Annotated in this window: 16 protein-coding genes; 6 read left to right on the forward strand and 10 right to left on the reverse strand. The window is 65.3% G+C overall.

Annotated elements, in window-relative coordinates; translation table 11 throughout:
• Positions 1-108: 108 nt before the first annotated feature.
• The 6 genes from M4J39_RS05505 to pdxH form a co-directional block, all read right to left on the reverse strand.
• Entirely contained in the window at positions 109-2061 is a 1953-nt protein-coding gene (locus tag M4J39_RS05505) for a bifunctional 2',3'-cyclic-nucleotide 2'-phosphodiesterase/3'-nucleotidase (RefSeq protein ID WP_251726827.1), read from the reverse strand.
• A 29-nt stretch (positions 2062-2090) separates the two neighbouring features.
• A complete protein-coding gene (locus M4J39_RS05510; protein ID WP_251726828.1) occupies positions 2091-2834 on the reverse strand; it encodes a GNAT family N-acetyltransferase in 744 nt (247 codons plus the stop codon).
• 125 nt (positions 2835-2959) lie between these two features.
• Positions 2960-4882 (reverse strand): 1-deoxy-D-xylulose-5-phosphate synthase, encoded by a 1923-nt coding sequence (gene dxs, locus M4J39_RS05515; RefSeq protein ID WP_251726829.1) that lies wholly within the window; start codon positions 4880-4882, stop codon positions 2960-2962.
• Between the two features lie 120 nt (positions 4883-5002).
• A complete protein-coding gene (locus M4J39_RS05520) occupies positions 5003-5461 on the reverse strand; it encodes a hypothetical protein (protein WP_251726830.1) in 459 nt (152 codons plus the stop codon).
• Between the two features lie 128 nt (positions 5462-5589).
• Entirely contained in the window at positions 5590-5835 is a 246-nt protein-coding gene (locus tag M4J39_RS05525; RefSeq protein ID WP_251726831.1) for an exodeoxyribonuclease VII small subunit, read from the reverse strand.
• 20 nt (positions 5836-5855) lie between these two features.
• Positions 5856-6464, reverse strand: coding sequence for a pyridoxamine 5'-phosphate oxidase (pdxH, locus tag M4J39_RS05530; RefSeq protein ID WP_251726832.1), 609 nt, complete (start codon positions 6462-6464; stop codon positions 5856-5858).
• A 244-nt stretch (positions 6465-6708) separates the two neighbouring features.
• Between pdxH and M4J39_RS05535 the strand changes: the two genes are divergently transcribed.
• Both M4J39_RS05535 and M4J39_RS05540 read left to right on the forward strand, forming a co-directional pair.
• Positions 6709-7701: a DnaJ C-terminal domain-containing protein gene (locus tag M4J39_RS05535; RefSeq protein WP_251726833.1), complete on the forward strand. Its 993-nt coding sequence runs from the start codon at positions 6709-6711 to the stop codon at positions 7699-7701.
• Entirely contained in the window at positions 7698-8480 is a 783-nt protein-coding gene (locus M4J39_RS05540) for a DUF1499 domain-containing protein (RefSeq protein ID WP_251726834.1), read from the forward strand. Before M4J39_RS05535 ends, M4J39_RS05540 begins: the two co-directional genes overlap by 4 nt.
• A gap of 1 nt (position 8481) precedes the next feature.
• Here the strand turns inward: M4J39_RS05540 and M4J39_RS05545 are convergent, their stop codons facing one another.
• On the reverse strand, positions 8482-9294 hold the full coding sequence (locus tag M4J39_RS05545; RefSeq protein WP_251727561.1) for an MBL fold metallo-hydrolase: 813 nt from the start codon (positions 9292-9294) through the stop codon (positions 8482-8484).
• 136 nt (positions 9295-9430) lie between these two features.
• On the reverse strand, positions 9431-9850 hold the full coding sequence (locus M4J39_RS05550) for a hypothetical protein (RefSeq protein WP_251726835.1): 420 nt from the start codon (positions 9848-9850) through the stop codon (positions 9431-9433).
• A gap of 214 nt (positions 9851-10064) precedes the next feature.
• Between M4J39_RS05550 and M4J39_RS05555 the strand changes: the two genes are divergently transcribed.
• The 3 genes from M4J39_RS05555 to M4J39_RS05565 are packed head-to-tail and all read left to right on the forward strand — an operon-like array spanning position 10065 to position 13362.
• Complete coding sequence (locus M4J39_RS05555) at positions 10065-11360, forward strand: MFS transporter (RefSeq protein ID WP_251726836.1); 1296 nt, start codon at positions 10065-10067, stop codon at positions 11358-11360.
• 42 nt (positions 11361-11402) lie between these two features.
• Complete coding sequence (locus M4J39_RS05560; RefSeq protein WP_251726837.1) at positions 11403-12137, forward strand: TlyA family RNA methyltransferase; 735 nt, start codon at positions 11403-11405, stop codon at positions 12135-12137.
• On the forward strand, positions 12130-13362 hold the full coding sequence (locus M4J39_RS05565; RefSeq protein ID WP_251726838.1) for a class I SAM-dependent RNA methyltransferase: 1233 nt from the start codon (positions 12130-12132) through the stop codon (positions 13360-13362). The genes M4J39_RS05560 and M4J39_RS05565 overlap by 8 nt, the downstream gene beginning before the upstream one ends.
• Before the next feature lie 78 nt (positions 13363-13440).
• Here the strand turns inward: M4J39_RS05565 and ald are convergent, their stop codons facing one another.
• Positions 13441-14556 (reverse strand): alanine dehydrogenase, encoded by a 1116-nt coding sequence (gene ald / locus M4J39_RS05570; RefSeq protein ID WP_251726839.1) that lies wholly within the window; start codon positions 14554-14556, stop codon positions 13441-13443.
• Between the two features lie 167 nt (positions 14557-14723).
• On the opposite strand from ald, the gene M4J39_RS05575 reads away from it, so the two are divergent.
• Positions 14724-15182 carry an Lrp/AsnC family transcriptional regulator gene (locus tag M4J39_RS05575; protein ID WP_251726840.1) on the forward strand — a complete coding sequence of 153 codons (459 nt, stop codon included), beginning with the start codon at positions 14724-14726 and terminating at the stop codon, positions 15180-15182.
• Between the two features lie 93 nt (positions 15183-15275).
• Here M4J39_RS05575 and M4J39_RS05580 read toward each other — a convergent pair whose 3' ends face one another.
• A complete protein-coding gene (locus M4J39_RS05580; RefSeq protein WP_251726841.1) occupies positions 15276-17405 on the reverse strand; it encodes a methyl-accepting chemotaxis protein in 2130 nt (709 codons plus the stop codon).
• Positions 17406-17429: the final 24 nt, after the last annotated feature.

Here is a 17429-nt window from a genome sequence, read left to right on the forward strand (position 1 = left end):
GAATATCAAGCCGCCGAAGCGCGGGTCGACCTCCGCCAACATGGAAACGCCCGGCGCGAAGGCCGGGCGTCGTATCGTGTCTTTCCCAAGCCTGGGGCCGGGTGCATATCACGCCACGGTCAGGCGATACTTCGCAAACCCTTCCTCGGCATCGCCGACCTTCTCCACCTTTACGCCAGCCGGCACGGTGTCCAGCGTCGCGTTTGGCGAATTGGGGAAGGTCAGATTGACCCCTTCGGGCAGCTTGGCGATCGACCAGTTGCCGTCGGCGGAGGGGTTGATGGTCTTGTTGGCGATGATGTAGCGGACGATGACGTCGCGGTTGCTGTCCGGCCCCTGGAACACCACGGTGCTGCCGTCGGCCCCGGGGAAGTGCCCACCGCCGCCGGCGCGGTAGTTGTTGGTCACCACCAGGAACTCCTGGGTCGGCTCGACCGGCTTGCCCTGATAGGCAAGATCGACGATGCGATGCGCGTCGGGCGCCACCACCTTGCCGTCGTTGTCGTAGCGCTTCTCCTGCGTCACATCGATGCGGTAGGTGACGCCGTCGATGACGTCGTAATTGTAGGATGGGAACGACGTATCGATCAGCGGCTGCTCGTCGGGCTTCGTCGGGTCGATGGTGTTGAAGATGCCGGCCGAACGCTCGAGCCACTCCCTCACCTGTTCCCCGGTCACCTTCACGATGCGGATCGTGTTCGGGTAGAGGTAGATGTCGGCAACGTTCTTGATGGCGATCGGACCCTTGGGAACGAAGGTGTAGTAGTCGGGGCCGGAACGGCCGCCGCACTTGAAGGGAGCTGCCGCCGACAGGATCGGCAGGTCCGGCAAGCCCGCGGCCTTTGCCTGGGTGGTGCCATACCAGAGCTGCGCCTGGCTGACGATCTGAACCGACGGGTCGTCGGCCACCAAGGCCCAATAGCTGGAAATCGGCGCCGAAGTTTCGCCCACGGGACGACGGACATAGTCGAGCGTCGCCTCGTGATCATCCTTCACGGACGCCAGCACGGCCGGAACCGCGTCTACCCGCGACACGATCTTCTTGTCGGCCGTCCGCTCATAGATCGGCCGCGCCTCGACCTGGAAGCCATTGATCTTCCAACCCTCGCCATCCTTGACGAGATCGAGGTCGATGACGCCGAGGTGGCTGCCCCAGAAGCCGGGCATGACGGTCGGCACGCCGTTGAGGGTTCCCTTCTCGATGTCGACGCCGTCGATGCCGGCGAAATCCTTGCCGGGAAAGACGAGATGCTGATGGCCGGTGAAGATGGCGTCGATTCCCGGAACCTTCGAGAGGAACAGCGCCGCGTTTTCCTCGCCGCCCGCCCGCTCACCGCCGGCGATGCCTGAGTGACAGAGAGCCACGACCACATCCGATTGCGCGCGCAGCGCCGGCAGATACTTGCCCGCCGCATCGACGATGTCGATGGTGGTCGCCTTGCCTTCGAGGTTGTCCTTGTCCCACTGGACGATCTGCGGCGGCACGAAACCGATGACGCCGATGCGCAGCACGTGCTCTGCCCCCGTGGCATCGGTCACCTTGGCGTCGAAGACGCGGGTCGGCTCGATGAGCGGTGTGCCGTCGGGCTTCAGAACGTTGGCGCAGACGGCCGGGAACTCGGCGCCCGACAGCGCCTTGCCAAGGAAGTCGAGCCCGTAATTGAACTCGTGGTTGCCGAGTGTGCCGCAGAGATAGCCGAGGCCATTCATCGCAGCGACGATCGGATGTTTGTTGCCGCCATCCAGGCCCTTCTCATAGGCGATGTAGTCGCCGAGCGGGCTACCCTGAATGAGGTCGCCATTGTCGAACAGAAGGGCGTTGCGCACTTCATCGCGAGCGGCGGCGATCAGGGCCGCCGTTTTGGCGAGACCGACGGTGTCGTCGGCCTTGTCGCGATAGTAATCGTAAGGGTAGACGTTGACGTGAAGATCGGTGGTCGCCATCAGGCGCAAGCGGACGGCCGGCTCGGCGGCTGCGGTGACCGTGGGAACAAAGGCAACGAGCGCGCCGGCAGCGGTAGCCAGAAGCAGCTCACGGCGGCTGAGACGATGGATCGGCATAACGAACTTGTCTCCCAAATGGATGCCCCTCAGGGGCGAAACGTGTCGGCAACGACGTGATTCTCACGCGATCTGAAATCTTCCAGGCGCCTTCTCTGCCGCCCCTCGGCATCGAAATTGTCCGGCTTCAGCCAGGCTTCGAAGGCGTCCCTCAGCGTCGGCCACTCCTTGTCGATCACGGAGAACCACGCGGTATCACGGTTACGTCCCTTGACTATGACGGCTTGGCGAAAGGTGCCTTCATAGGTAAAGCCCAAGCGTTCGGCAGCCTTCATCGACGGCATGTTGAGCGCGTTGCACTTCCATTCGTAGCGGCGGTAACCCAGCCCCTCGAAGGCGTGCTTCATCAGCAGATAATGCGCCTCGGTTGAGATGGCCGATCGTTGCATCAGCGGCGACCAGGTCACCCAGCCCACCTCGATCGAGCCGTTGGCGGGATCGATGCGGAGATAGGAAACGATGCCAACCGCCGTGCCGGTCGCCTTGTCAACCGCTGCGAAGAACAGCGGATCTTCCGAGGGAACGAGAGCATCGACCCAGGCGGCGAAACCAGCTTCGTCCGAAAAGGGGCCGACCGACAGATAGGTCCACATGCGGCCGCTCCGGTCTGCGGAATAGGCCGCGAAAAGGTCCGGTACGTGAGACGCGGACAGGGGTTCAAGCCGAACCGTCCGGCCTTCGAGCACCGTGTGCGCCGGACGCCGACGCGGCTCCCAGCCTGCGACAACCGGTCCGATGGGATCGCCGTGGTCGTCCAACTCCTGCAAGATCATGCCTGCCCCCTGAACAACGCGCAATCCGACGAGCGCAAGGCGCCGCGCAATTCTGTGTTGTAGCATTACTTGGCAGAAAGCTCGCCCTCGTTTCCGCGTGACGCGCTCAACCCTTGTAACGAGCCTTACTTACCGATCACGCCGGCGAGCTGGATCCGATTCCGCCCCAGCGCGGCGAGCACGGCCTGGACGATGCCCTGCGCATCGAGGCCGGCGGCCGCATACATGCGCTCTGGCCTGTCGTGATCGACGAAAGTGTCAGGCAATGTCAGCGCACGGAACCGGAAGCCCCGATCGAAACGACCGTCGTCAATGAGCGCCTGCGCGACCTGGCTGCCGAAGCCGCCGGTGGAGCCTTCTTCCACGGTGATCAGAAGTTCGTGGTGGGCGGCGAGCTGACGGATCAGCTCGCGGTCGAGAGGCTTGGCAAATCGCGCATCGGCCACTGTGGCGGGAAGGCCGAAGGTCGCCAGTTCCTCGGCTGCCTTCAGCGCCTCGCCAAGGCGGGTGCCGAAAGTGAGGATTGCCACCTTGCCGCCGCCGGAGACGATGCGGCCACGACCGATCTCGATCGGCTGCCCTTGTACGGGCAGTTCGACCCCGACGCCCTCGCCGCGCGGATAGCGGAAAGCGATGGGGCCGTCGTCATAGGCCACCGCCGTCGCCACCATATGCCTGAGTTCCGCCTCGTCGCCCGGGGCCATCACGACCATGTTGGGCAGGCAGGTGAGAAAAGCGGTGTCGAAGGCCCCGGCGTGCGTGGCGCCGTCGGCGCCGACGAAACCGGCCCGGTCGATCGGCAGGCGGACGGGCAGGTTCTGCAGGGCCACGTCGTGCACGACCTGATCGTAGGCGCGCTGCAGGAAGGTGGAGTAGATGGCGCAGAAAGGTTTCAAGCCCTCGGTCGCCATACCCGCCGCGAAAGTGACGGCGTGCTGTTCGGCGATGCCGACGTCGAACACCCGGTCGGGAAAAGCCTCCGCGAAGAGATCGAGGCCGGTGCCGGCCGGCATGGCGGCCGTGATGCCGACGATGCGTTCGTCGCGGTGTCCCTCATCGACCAGCGTTTCGCCGAACACTTGCGTGTAGCTCGGCGCGTTGGCCTTGGGTTTGACCTGGGCACCGGTCACCACGTCGAACCGGCTGACGCCGTGATACTTGTCGGCCGCCGCCTCGGCCGGCGGATAGCCTTTGCCCTTCTTGGTCACGACGTGCAGCAGCACCGGCCCATCCTTGGCGTTGCGGACGTTGCGCAACACCGGCAGCAGATGGGACAGATTGTGCCCGTCGATCGGCCCGACGTAATAGAAGCCGAGTTCCTCGAACAGCGTGCCGCCGGTCAGGAAGCCGCGCGCATACTCCTCGGCCCGCTGCGCCTTCTGCCGAAGGCCCTTGGGCAGGTTGAAGGCGAGCTGCTTCATCGCTTCGCGCAGCGTCAGATAGGTCGGGCCGGAAACGAGACGCGCCAGATAGGCGCTCATGGCGCCGGTCGGCGGGGCGATTGACATGTCGTTGTCGTTGAGGATGACGACGAGGCGGCTGTCCATGGCCCCGGCGTTGTTCATCGCCTCATAGGCCATGCCGGCCGACATGGCGCCATCGCCTATGACGGCGATCACCTGGTTGTCGTCGCCCTTGAGGTCGCGCGCCACGGCCATGCCGAGGCCGGCCGAAATCGACGTCGAGGAGTGGCCGGCGCCAAACGGGTCGTAGATGCTCTCGGCCCGCTTGGTGAAGCCTGAGAGACCGCCGCCCTGGCGCAGCGTGCGGATATCGCCGCGCCGGCCGGTCAGGATCTTGTGCGGATAGGCCTGATGCCCGACATCCCAGATCAGCCGATCGCGCGGTGTGTCGAACACGGCATGCAGGGCGACGGTCAGTTCGACGACGCCCAGCCCCGCGCCAAGGTGGCCGCCCGTCGCGGACACCGCGTCGATCATCTCGGCGCGCACCTCGGCGGCGAGCTGCTCAAGCTCGGCAATCGACAGCATCTTGAGGTCGTCCGGCGAGACGACCTTGTCGAGAAACGGGGTGGCGGGACGCGACAATCCAAAAATCCGTGAAACTACGAGGGCAAACCCCTCACTCTCAGATACCAGTCAATCACAGTCTCTTCAATTCGCAAGCGTCGTGTTTATCAAGCTAAATTGCGGCAGATGAAGGGACGCTCATCGCGCGAGCCCGAACTGAATCTCGATGAGATGGTAGGACGAACCAGGTCCTCGCCAGTCATGATAGATCTCCCGGCTCTCGCCGGAAAAGACGTGCCGCGATCGTTCGATTTCCGACACCAGCGGTCCATAGCCCTTTGAAAACAGCGTTCGCAACGACCCCCGATGCAGGGCCGAAGCGGCGACGATCGGTTCGAGATGCATCAGCTCGAACGCACCCGAATAGACCGCCGGCCGTTCGATCGGAAGGCAGATCCGCCAGTCGAACAGAGCCTTGCCATCACGCGGAAGGTCGTTGGCGACAAAGGTCCAGGGACCTGCGACAGTGAGCCCCAGATCCTCCACTTCGGCCATCATGTCCGGATAGAGTTCGGCCGAGACCGTCGCCACGTCCCGGATTCGAATCCTCCGAGCCGCACTCAGCACCCACATGTCCTGCGTTTCGACGATGTTCATCCGGCACCTCTTGCTTGTGCCGGCAAGCTACCGGTGAAATGGTCGGCACCAAGCGAGAAAGTGAGTTTTTCTTTCCAAGCCGAGGCGAGAATGACAAGCCGATTGGAAAATCGTTCCTCCCGGGCCGGTTACTCCCTATCGAGCGGCTCCACGCCGGCCGCCGATCCGTCTCCGGCGACCCGAATCTTCTCCACCTTGGCCTCGGCGGCCTTGAGCAGGCCGTCGCAGTGCTTGCGGAGCGCATCGCCGCGTTCGTAGATGGAAATGCTTTCCTCGAGCGGCACCGAGCCCTGCTCAAGGCGGGCGACGATGCCTTCGAGTTCCTTCAGGGCCTGCTCGAAGCTGAGGGCGCTGACGTCGGTGGCGTTGGTCATTTTCGGCAGCCTTTCGTCGGTCAGGGATAGAGGCGGGTGCGCGTCCAGCCGCCGTTGCCGTCGGGCAGAAAGCGGACGCGGTCATGCAGACGGAACAGCCCGTCACGCCAGAATTCGATGGCCGTCGGCGTGATACGCAGGCCCGACCAGTAGTCGGGGCGCGGCACGGCTCCGACGCCGAACTTCAAGCCCCATTCGGCAACCGCCTTCTCAAGCGCGAAGCGACTTTCGAGCGGGCGCGATTGCTTGGAAGCCCAGGCGCCGATGCGGCTGCCGCGATCGCGGCTCTGGAAATAGGCGTCCGCCTCGTCCTTCGAGACCTCGGAGACGTTGCCGCGAATGCGAATCTGCCGCTTGAGACTCTTCCAGTGAAACAGGAGCGCCGCCTTGCGGCTCGCAAGAATCTGCTCGCCCTTGGCAGAACCGAAGTTGGTGTAGAAGACGAAGCCCCGCTCATCGAAGCCCTTGAGCAGCACCATGCGGGCGTCCGGCATGCCATCTTCATCGACGGTGGCCAGCGCCATGGCGTTGGGGTCATTCGGCTCGCTCTTCTCGGCGTCCTTCATCCAGCTGACGAACAACTGATAGGGCTCCGAGGCTTCCGTGAAATCGGGCTCTGAACTGGACATGTCTCGTCGACGCCTCGTCGTGCTGGCTGGCCGGCGGCCAGATTCGGGCAAGCGTCCGACCGGCATATAGCCACATCCCGGCCGGCGACAACCTCTTGGACGCCTGCCCCCTGAAAAGATTTTGTCAAAGCGGTCCGACCCGTATAATGGCACACTCTGGAACGGAACGTGATCGGGCATTACATGCTTGGCAGAACCTTGGCGCCGCTCGGCGCCATCATCCATTTGAAGAGGGCCAACCAGCATGCGTGATCCGTATGAGGTCCTGGGCGTGCCCAGGGGCGCGGACGAAACAACGATCAAGAAGGCTTACCGCAAGCTCGCCAAGCAGCACCACCCGGACGCCAACAAGAACGATCCGCGCTCGAAGGAGCGTTTTGCCGAGGTGAACTCGGCCTATGAGATCGTCGGCGACAAGGACAAGCGCCGCCAGTTCGACGCCGGCGAAATCGATGCCGAGGGCAAACCGCGTTTCACCGGGTTCGAGGGCTTCAGCGGCGCCGGCGGCATGGGCGGCGGTTTCCGCCAGGCAGGCGGCCGACCAACCGACGACATCCTGCACGACATCTTCGGCGACGCCTTCGCCAGCTTTGCCAACGGCGGTGCCCGTGGCACGCGCGGCGGCCGGCGCGGCGGCGGGTTCTCGGGATTCGAAGGTTTCTCGAATGCCGGAGCGGCCGGCCAGGGCGCGGGTGCCGCAGGATCGACCAAGGGCGCCGACGTCATGGTGACGGCGCGCGTCCGCCTCGAGGATATCGTCGGCTCGGGCAAGGTCCGCGTCACCTTGCCGAGCGGCAAGTCGCTCGACGCGAAGATCCCCGCCGGTTTCGAGCCCGGTCAGCAGCTTCGTCTCAAGGGCCAGGGCGGGGACGGCACGCCGCCGGGCGACGCCATTGCCATTCTCGTCTACGAGACGCATGCCCTGTTCCGCCCGGATGGCTACAACCTGCGTCTTGATCTGCCGGTCACGCTCGACGAGGCGGTGCTTGGCGGCAAGGTGCGGGTGCCGACACTGGAGGGCGCCGTCGACATGACCATTCCGGCCGGCGTCACCGGCTCGAAGGCATTCCGCCTGCGCGGCAAGGGCCTGCCCGACAAGAAAGGCGTTCGGGGCGATATCTTCGTCACCCCGCGTATCGTGCTGCCCGATGGCGCCGATGCGGGCCTCGAAAAGCTGATGGAGCGTTGGCGCGAGGTTCGTCCCTACGACGTTCGCGGGCCGGAATTCTCTTCATGAGCCGCCTGCCCCCGCTGCCATTGCCACCGGCGCGCGGTGCCCGCACCGCGCGTTTCGTCGCCAGCCTCGCCTTCATGGTGATGGTGGTCGGGATCGTTTCTCGCCATCTCGATCTGATATCGAGCGGCACCATGTACACCGCCGTCGGCACCGGCCTGTTTCTCGGCCTTGTGGCGCTCGGCGTCCTGGCAATGACCATCCGTGACGTCTGGCGGGAAGGAAGGGGGGGCGCGGACAGCGCGTTCGGCACCCTGCTGCTGATCATAGCCGCTTTTTCGCCATTGATCGGCGCTGTCGCGGCTTATGTGGCCTACCCCGCAATAGACAGCGTTTCGACCGACACGGACGACCCGCCCGCCACGCCGGCAGGGTTCTCGCAAGTGGTGCTGCCGTTCGATCTGCGCGCCGCTCCCGGCGAAGCGGCGGCCTTGCAGGAGGATGCCTATCCCGACCTGACGACGCAGGCCACCGACCTTTCCACCGTCGAAGCCTATGCGCTCGCTCGGCAGACCGCCGACGATCTCGGCTGGGCCATCCGGCTGGCCGAGGAGCCCGACACCGAGGCGGCGAGTGGCCGCATCGAGGCCGACGCGCGATCGCTGGTGCTGGGTACGCAGGAGTATGTCGTCGTCCGCATTCGTCCCGGCGACAGCGGCAGCCGCATCGACGTTCGATCCCTGAGCCGGGTGGCCATGCCCGATCTCGGAGAGAACGCCCGCCACGTCGGAGACTTCATTGCCCGCTTCGGCGAAATGTCACGGCGACAGGCGGCCAACTAGCTCATACTCGGCTCAGCCTGTCGTCATCTCTCCTCAACAGACCGCGCCTCTCCAGCCAATCGGTGTGAGCCCCGACAGACAGCGCCGCCGCCCCGGCCAGCGCCGGATCGAGACCGATGTAGACGGCAGCGACGATCTCCTCGATGGTCCGATCCCTGCCATCGAGCGCCCGCAGGATCGCCGCCTCGCGCGCTTCCCGATGTCGCTTGAGTTCGGTCACGCGGGCCGGACCGTCGACCACGGGGCCGCCGTGCCCCGGCAGGTAGGTGCGCGACCCGATGGCGGCGAGACGATCGAGGGACGCCATGTAGTCGGCCATGCTTCCATCCGGAGGCACGACGACGCTGGTCGACCAGGCCATAACATGGTCGCCGGAAAACAGGAGTCCCAGTCCGGCGAGGTCGTAGCAAAGGTGCCCGGCCGTGTGGCCCGGTGTGGCAATGGCCTCGAGCGGCCCTGCCTCGGTCTCCACAGTGTCACCATCGGCCAGTATCCGGTCTGGGCGATAGAAGGAGCGCGTAGCGTCAGGCGCAGTGCCGATCACCTCGGCGCCGGTCAGTTCCGAAAGTCGACGGACGGCGCCGACATGATCGGCGTGATCGTGCGTCACGACGATCCGCCGGATCGGCGCGCCTGCGACCGCCAGAAGATCCGACACATGGGCGTCATCGTCGGGACCGGGATCGATGACAGTGATGTTCCGCTCGCCGAGCAAATAACAGTTGGAGCCGCGGAAGGTCAGGGGCCCTCCATTGCGGGCGGTGAGGCGGCGAACGCCCGCTGCTATCGGCTCGGCAGCACCATATGCCGGCATGAAATCAAGAACGGGGTCGGCGCTCACCTCACCCTCCCCCGCCGAAGCAGTCCGGCATGTGCGTCCATGAGAGCAGATGAGTCTCCTGGGGGTTGCATGAATCGCCCTGACTCCCGATGACCCCGCATGGACTCGCTCATCCCGGTGTCCCGGTGCCGACACCTCGTGCCGTGAACCACTCGATCAACCAGAAAAAGCTCCAGCCAAGGACAAACATCGCCGAGATCGCCAACGCAACGACCATTATCATCGTCCAGACGAGGGAGCGGGACATCATCGGCGCATCGGCATCGGGGATGGAGGCCAGTGCCCGGATCAGGTCCGCGCCCCGTTCGGGATCGAAGACGAAGATGCCGGCTTGCCGCCGCGCGCCGATCCTGAAGCCATCGGTTCCCATCGTCCGGATGAGATCCACGGGTCTCCACAAAGCGACGACGTCCCCTTCCGGAGCGATGATGGCGAGCCCGTTGGGGGACAGTTCTGCCCTCGCCGATCGGCGCTGGCCGTCGCCCTCCTCGAAATCTCCCTCGACCGTCGCCCATGTTGTCGTCGTCATGTCGCAGTCTCCCGGCAACCGGCCGAATATGACCGAGCCGCGCTTGCATTTCCACACGAACTGCCTCAAACCGATTCAAGATACAAAGTTCATGGAAAAGCCGTAGAGGTTCGCGACCTTGCGTTCGGAGGTCGGGCCTATCGATATCGGCGCAGCCATCGTGGTCGGTCTCGGCCGGCAGTCACCGTCCATCCGCCTGCACACGAGTTCGTCCTTGTCCAAGACTTTTGCCCCACTCGTCTCGCTCCTGACCGGTGTCGCCTTCCTTTTGTGCGGAAACGCACTGTTGGGCACGATGATCCCGCTCCGTGGGCTTCACGAGCACTTCACGCCGGTCATCATCGGCCTCATGGGGTCTTCCTACAATCTCGGCTTCGTCGTGGGCTGTCTTGCCTGCCCCTATCTCATCCTCAGGGCCGGCCACATTCGTGCCTATTCGACGCTGGTCGCCCTTGCTGCCGCGACAACGCTTGTCCATCCGATGGTCGTCGATCCCGTGGTGTGGATCGGCGCGCGCTCCATCACCGGCTTCTGCCTCGCGGGCCTCTACCTCATCATCGAAAGCTGGCTCAACGACCGCGCCACCAACGACAATCGCGGCCTCATCATGAGCGTCTATATCGTCGTCAACTACCTTACGACGACTGCCGGCCAACTGATGATCCTGCTGGCGCCCATTGAGCATTTCGAGCTCTTCGCGGCCGCTTCGCTCCTGGTGTCGCTGGCCGTGGTTCCCGTAGCGCTGACCACGTCAGCGCAGCCGGCGCCGATCGCCATCGTCCAGTTCCGACCGCTTGAACTTCTGAAAATGGCACCGGTCGGTCTTGCGGGCACATTCATGATCGGCGTCGCCAACGGCGCCTTCTGGTCGCTCGTCACCGTCTTCGCCATCGGGCGCGGTCTGTCGGCGAACGAAGCGGCCATCTTTCTATCACTTGCCGTGATCGGCGGCGCCTTGATGCAGTGGCCCGTGGGGCGGTTGTCCGACGCCCATGACCGCCGGCTGGTCCTTGCCTGCGTGATGGTGTTGTCGGCGATCGCCAGCCTTCTGACATTCCTGCTGCCGCTCGGCGGCACCGGCCTGTTCATCATGGCGTTCCTGCTCGGCACCGTCGTGCTGACGAGCTACTCGGTAGCGTCGGCCCACGCCTACGACCGAGCGGACAAGTCCGCCTATGTCGAGATGGCGACCGGCGTTCTGCTCGCCAACGGCGTCGGCGCTGTGTTCGGGCCGCTGATCGCTTCCTTTGCCATGGAGAGCTGGGGGAACGGATCGCTGTTCGTGTTCATGGCGCTGGTCGAGATGCTGCTTGCCGCCTTCATTGCCTTGCGCTCGCGTATCCGTCCCACGCAGCCGGACGATCCGAAGGATACCTACGAGCTCTTCTCCACCGCACCTGTCGGTGGCGCCATCCCACCCGAGGCACCGGCGCCCGACGATCCCATCCTCCAGACGCCCGTCGTTCCGGCACCCGAGCCCCAGGAGCAGGAAGAGGCCGATTCTCCCTGACCGGGTCTTGCCAAACTCCGGCGTCTGCCCCAAAGCAACGCCATGGCCAGGATCCGTCTCGATCAGCTTCTCGTCTCCCGTGGGCTCACGGACACTCGTGCCCGCGCTCGTGATGCGATTCTGCGCGGGCATGTGATCCTGGCCGGGCGAGTGGCGGACAAGCCCGGCCTGTCGGTCGACGAAGATGCCGAGCTTGCGATTACCGATCCGGCCGCCGCCTACGTTTCGCGCGCCGCCCTGAAGCTCGTCGCCGGTCTCGATCGCTTCGGCTTCGACGTTGCCGGTCGAGACTGCCTCGACATCGGCGCCTCCACCGGCGGCTTCACCGAAGTGTTGCTTCAGCGGGGCGCCGCCCGCGTCGTGGCGCTTGATGTCGGACACGGCCAGCTGCATCCGCGCGTCGCCGCCGATCCGCGTGTCCAAAACATCGAGGGTTTGAACGCCCGCGATCTCTCGTCCGCAGATATCCCCTTCCGGCCCGAGGTGATCGTCTCCGACGTTTCCTTCATCTCGCTGACACTGGCGCTGCTACCAGCGCTGACGCTGGCCCGGCACCCCGCTGTCGGCATCTTCCTCGTCAAGCCGCAGTTCGAGGCGGGCAGGCAGGCGATCGGCAAGGGCGGCCTTGTCGACGAGACAACCGGTCGTGCCGCCGCCGAGCGTGTGTGCGCCTGGCTTGACGGTCGCGACGGTTGGCGCGTCCACGACCTCGTCCCATCGCCGATCCTCGGCGGCGACGGCAACCACGAATATCTACTCGGAGCCAGCCTTGACTGAACTCGTGATCGATCGCCTTGGCCACCGAGGCGATGGCATCGCCTCAACAGCGGACGGCAAGCCGTTGTTCGTACCCTACACGCTGCCCGGAGAGATCGTGGATCTCGATGTTCAGGGGGGAGCGATGCGCCTCAGCCGGATCGTCTCGCCCTCGCCCGACCGCATCGAACCGGTCTGCACGCACTTTGGCACCTGCGGCGGTTGCCTGCTCCAGCATTTTGCGCCCACACCCTATGCTGATTTCAAGCGGCGGCTTGTCATCGATGCCCTGGCCGATCGTGGCCTGACGCCAGAGGTCGGCGAAACCCGACTGGTGCCGCCCGGCTCCCGTCGCCGGGCAACATTCGCCGGCATCATGGCCGGCCGTCATCCGCTCGTCGGCTTCAACGAGCGGGGAAGTCATCGCCTCGTCAGTCTGGACGAGTGTCCCGTCATCAAGCCGCAGCTCCTCGCCGCGTTGCCTGCGCTGACGGCGATCACCGGCCTTGTCACCCCCCGCAAGGGCGGGCTCGATCTTACGGTGACGTTGACCTCCGGCGGCCTCGACGTATCCGTCACAGGCATGGCGGCACGTGATGTCGACCGGCTGCGACTTCAGCTCATCGAGCTTGCCGCGCGCTTCGACCTTGCCCGCCTCTCGACTGGCGGCGAAGCGATCGTCGAACGGCGCGCGGCAACGATTGAGATCGACGGCGTCGTGGTTGCGTTGCCGCCCGGCGGCTTCCTTCAGGCTTCTCAGGAAGCCGAGGCGATCATGGGCGAGCTGGTGACGGCCGCCATCCCTGCGAAGGCAAAACGGGTCGCCGATCTGTTCTCCGGCGTCGGCACCTTCTCGCTGCGCCTCGCTCGATTGGCCGAAGTGCTGGCGCTCGAAGGCGAGTCCGGCGCCGTCATGGCGCTCGACAGGGCGGCACGCGGCATGACCGGCCGCCATCGCATCACGGCGGAGAAGCGCGACCTGGCTCGCCGGCCGCTGGTCGAAAAGGAACTTGAGAAGATCGACGCCGTGGTGTTCGACCCGCCGCGCGCCGGGGCCGCCGAGCAGAGCCTGTGGTTGTCTCGCTCGAAGGTACCGACCGTGGTGGCGGTCTCCTGCAACCCGGCCACGCTGGCCCGCGATCTCAGGACGCTGGTCGACGGCGGCTATCACATCGACACCGTGACCCCGATCGACCAGTTCCTGTGGTCGAGCCACGTCGAAGTGGTCGCGGTCCTCAAGCGCTGATCGCCTCATCGGCCCGAGATGCGACAAGGCCGGGGCGACGAGTCGCTCCGGCCTTTTCCCTTTGAGTGACGACCAACGTCAGGCGAGCGCCTTCGCTGGATCGAGGTAGGCGAGGCCGAGGGCGTCGCTCACCGCCTTGTAGGTGATCTTGCCGGCATGAACGTTGAGGCCATGGGCGAGATGGATGTCGTCCTTGCAGGCCTCTTTCCAGCCCTTGTTGGCGAGTGCCAGCGCAAAGGGAAGCGTCGCGTTGTTGAGAGCAAAGGTCGACGTACGGGCGACGCCGCCGGGCATGTTGGCGACGCAGTAATGGACGACGCCGCTCTCGATGTAGGTCGGGTCGGAATGCGTGGTGGCATGCGACGTCTCGGAGGCGCCGCCCTGATCGATGGCGACATCGACGAAGGCCGATCCCTTCTTCATGGCGGCGATCAGCTCGCGGCTGATCAGCTTGGGCGCGGCGGCGCCGGGCACCAGCACTGTGGAGATGACGAGGTCGGCGCCGGTAACGAGATCGGCCACGGTGTCCTTGTTGGAATGGGCCGTCTTGATGCGCACGCCGAAGGTGGCGATGGCGCGGCGCAGGGCATCAATGGAGTTGTCGACCAATGTCACGTCGGCACCCATGCCCAGGGCCACGTGGGTGGCGTTGGTGCCCGCAACGCCGGCGCCCAGAATGACCACCTTGGCCGGCGCCACGCCGGCGACGCCGCCAAGCAGGATGCCCATGCCGCCGGCCGCGTTCTCAAGCGCCGCGGCGCCGACCTGGGGCGCCATGCGGCCGGCCACTTCGGACATCGGGGCGAGCAGCGGCAGCGAGCCGTTGGGCGCCGTAACCGTTTCGTAGGCGATGCAGGTGGCGCCGGACTTCATCAGGTCCTCGGCCTGCTCCGGATCAGGGGCAAGGTGAAGATAGGTGAAGAGCGTCTGTCCCTCGCGAAGCTTCTTGCGCTCGACGGCGAGCGGTTCCTTCACCTTGACGACCATGTCGACCTTGGCGAAGATTTCATCAGGACCATCGACGATGGAGGCGCCCGCCTTGACATAGGCGGCGTCCGCGATGCCGATCCCCGCGCCAGCATTCTTCTCGATGATGACCTTGTGACCGGCGGCGACGAGTTCGCGCACCGACGAGGGAACGAGTCCGACGCGGTCCTCGTGGTCTTTGATTTCCTTCGGCGTACCGACAAGCATTTCGTTAGTCCCCTGCTGGTTCTGCCGCCGGGTTCAGTCCCAGCTTGGCGAGATGGCGCATAATTGGCCAATCTTGGCGCAATTTCTTGCACAGATTCAGCAGACTATGGTCGAAAAACAGCATAAAATTCCGTTCTTCGCCCCTTGAAACGCAGGAAATTCAACCCATGCGCCTCGACGTGACGGATCGTGCGATCCTGACCGCCTTGCAAGACAATGCCCGACCGACGAATGCCGAGCTCGCGGATCGGGTCCACCTCTCAGCCTCGGCCTGCCTGAGGCGCACGCGCCTCCTCGAGGAAAGCGGGCTCATCGCCCGCTTCGTTGCCATTCTCGACCCTCGAATAGCCGGCGTGCCCGGCACCGCCTACGTTTCCGTGACGCTCGACAGTCAGGGGCGTCAATCGCTCGACAAGTTCGAAGCCGCGGTGCGCGCCATCCCCGAGATCACCGAGTGCTATCTGCTCGCCGGCCAGCACGACTATCTCCTTCGTGTCGTCTACCGCGATGCAGCCGACCTCGAACGCATCCACAGCGAGATTCTGACGCCGCTGCCCGGCGTCGTGCGCGTCCAGTCGCAGTTGACGCTCCGGACGGTCAAGCGGTCCACCAAGTTGCCGATCTGAGGCCAGCGCTTTCAAAATAACGGCCCGGAGCGGATGCCGACCGTCTGAGGCGGCGCCGCTCCGGGCCGTACTGGGCTTTCTGTCGGACACTCCTCAGGCGGCGGTCACCTTCTCGAGGAAACCGGCCAGCAGGTCTTCGAGCGCCTTGGTCTCGCGTTCCACCTCGGCGGCGCTGTCCTTGACGGACTGGGCAGACCGGGTGGTGGCGTCGGCGGCACTGGCCACCCGCTCGACGATGCCGAGCACCGATCCGGTGGCCGCCGCGGCGGCATGGACATTGCCGCTGATCGAGGTGGTCGCCTCGCTCTGCTGGCCCATGGCGTCGGCCATGGCAACCGTGTAGCGGTTGACGGTCGCCATGGTATCGGTAATCGCCTGGATGGCTTCGGCCGCCTCTTCCGAGGAGGTCTGGATGGCGGCGATCTGGTGGGCGATCTCCTCGGTAGCCTTGGCGGTCTGGCCCGCAAGGTTCTTGACCTCGGAAGCGACGACGGCAAAGCCTTTGCCCGCCTCGCCGGCGCGAGCGGCCTCGATGGTGGCATTGAGGGCCAAAAGGTTGGTCTGGCCGGCGATCGACTGGATCAGCGTGACGATCTTGCCGATCTCCTCGGAGGCGACGCGCAACCCACCGACCTTGGCATTGGCGGCATTGGCCCCCTCGGTGGCGCTCTCCACCACGTCGCGGGCGGCGTTCACCTGGGTGCCGAGATTGCGGATCGAAGCGTCCAGTTCCTCGGCGGCAGCGGCAACCGATCCGACAGAGCCCGACGCCGTCGACGAGGCATGGGCGGCCTCGCCGGTACGGACGGTGGTTTCCTCCGCGACCTGCGTCAGGTCCGAGGCGGTCGCGGTCATGTCGGCCATGCGACGCGTGACGGCTTCGATGGTGTTGTGCACCTCAGCCCGGAACTCCGCGACCACGCGGTCTATCTCCTGCTGCCTGAGCTCGCGCCGGCGCCCCTCCTCGATCTGCTGTTCCTCAAGCCGCAGCCTTTCGATGGCGGCGGCACGGAACACGTCGACGGCTCGGGCAAGATCGCCGATCTCGTCCTTGCGGTCGCGACCCGACAGCGAGGTATCCAGTTCGCCGGCGCCGAGGCGGCGGACGTCCGACGCCAGCGTCGCCAGGGGGCGCGTCAGGCGGCGCGTGAGCTGAACGGCGAGACCGCCGACCAGGAGGAGAATCGCGCCCGCGACCGCGACGAGGATCAAGGTCAGCCGCCTCACCGGGGCCAGGGCCGCGCTGCGGTCGTGCAGCGACAACACTTGCCAGCCGGGCCGAACCGGTGCCAACGCCGCGAGTTCCACGACGCCGGGCGCAATCTCGGTCTCGAAGGCCACGCCTTGCGCCGTCTTGAGCGCGGGATTGGCGGAGAGGTCGACCAGAATGTCGCCCTTCTCCGTCTGGCCGAAGGCAAACCCTGTCCCATCCCCGGATGACACGAGGAAGGACCGCCCCGTCACGCCAAGCCCGGTCTTGTCGGTCAGGATCTTGGCGGCCTGGATCATTTTGACTCGCAGAGCGACAACCGCGACGAAGCGACCTTCCATGATCACCGGCGCCACGAAATAGGCGCTGAGGCCGACGGAGGCGGACGGATCGGGCATGAAGCTGGTAAAGGCGGGCTTGAGTTCGGCCGGCTTGGCACCCGGTGCCGGAATCATTGCCCTCACCACATCAACCAGCCCCGGCTTGTCGGTGGCGTCGGTGATGCGACGGCCGAACAGGTCGTCTTTCACATAGGAGTAATAGGCCCGACCGCTGTCGTCGAAGAGCACGAGGTCATCGAAGCCGGTGTCACGCAGAGCGGAGGCGACTGCCTTGTGGCCGGTGGCGTGATAGATGAAATAACGCTCCGACGTATCGTCGACGGCGACCATCTCTTCGCGATGCTGGGGGTTCGGGTTAGCGTCGACGAACACCTGCCGCAGGCGCGCGCCGGGGTCGTCGTCGAGAAGCTGGTTCCAGGCGCTGCTGAATTCGCGTGCCGACGCCTGGAGAGCCGATGCCGAGGCGACGGCCGCCGCCTGGCTCGAAAGGCTGTCGATCCACGCCTGCAGCGCGGCGGCCCGTGCGCCGGCTGCCGTGACGATGGCTTCGCCCGAAAGATCGGTAACCGTCTTCTCCGCCATTCGCTGCGTCGCGAATGTCAGAACGGCAGCGAGCGCCAGCGCGGACGCCAGCACGACGAAAACTATTCTCCCCGTGAACGATCTCAGCATGCCTGTCCCCGCTCGATTGGCGCG

Origin of the sequence: Pleomorphomonas sp. NRK KF1, from assembly GCF_023721755.1 — a bacterium.
Lineage (GTDB): Bacteria > Pseudomonadota > Alphaproteobacteria > Rhizobiales > Pleomorphomonadaceae > Pleomorphomonas.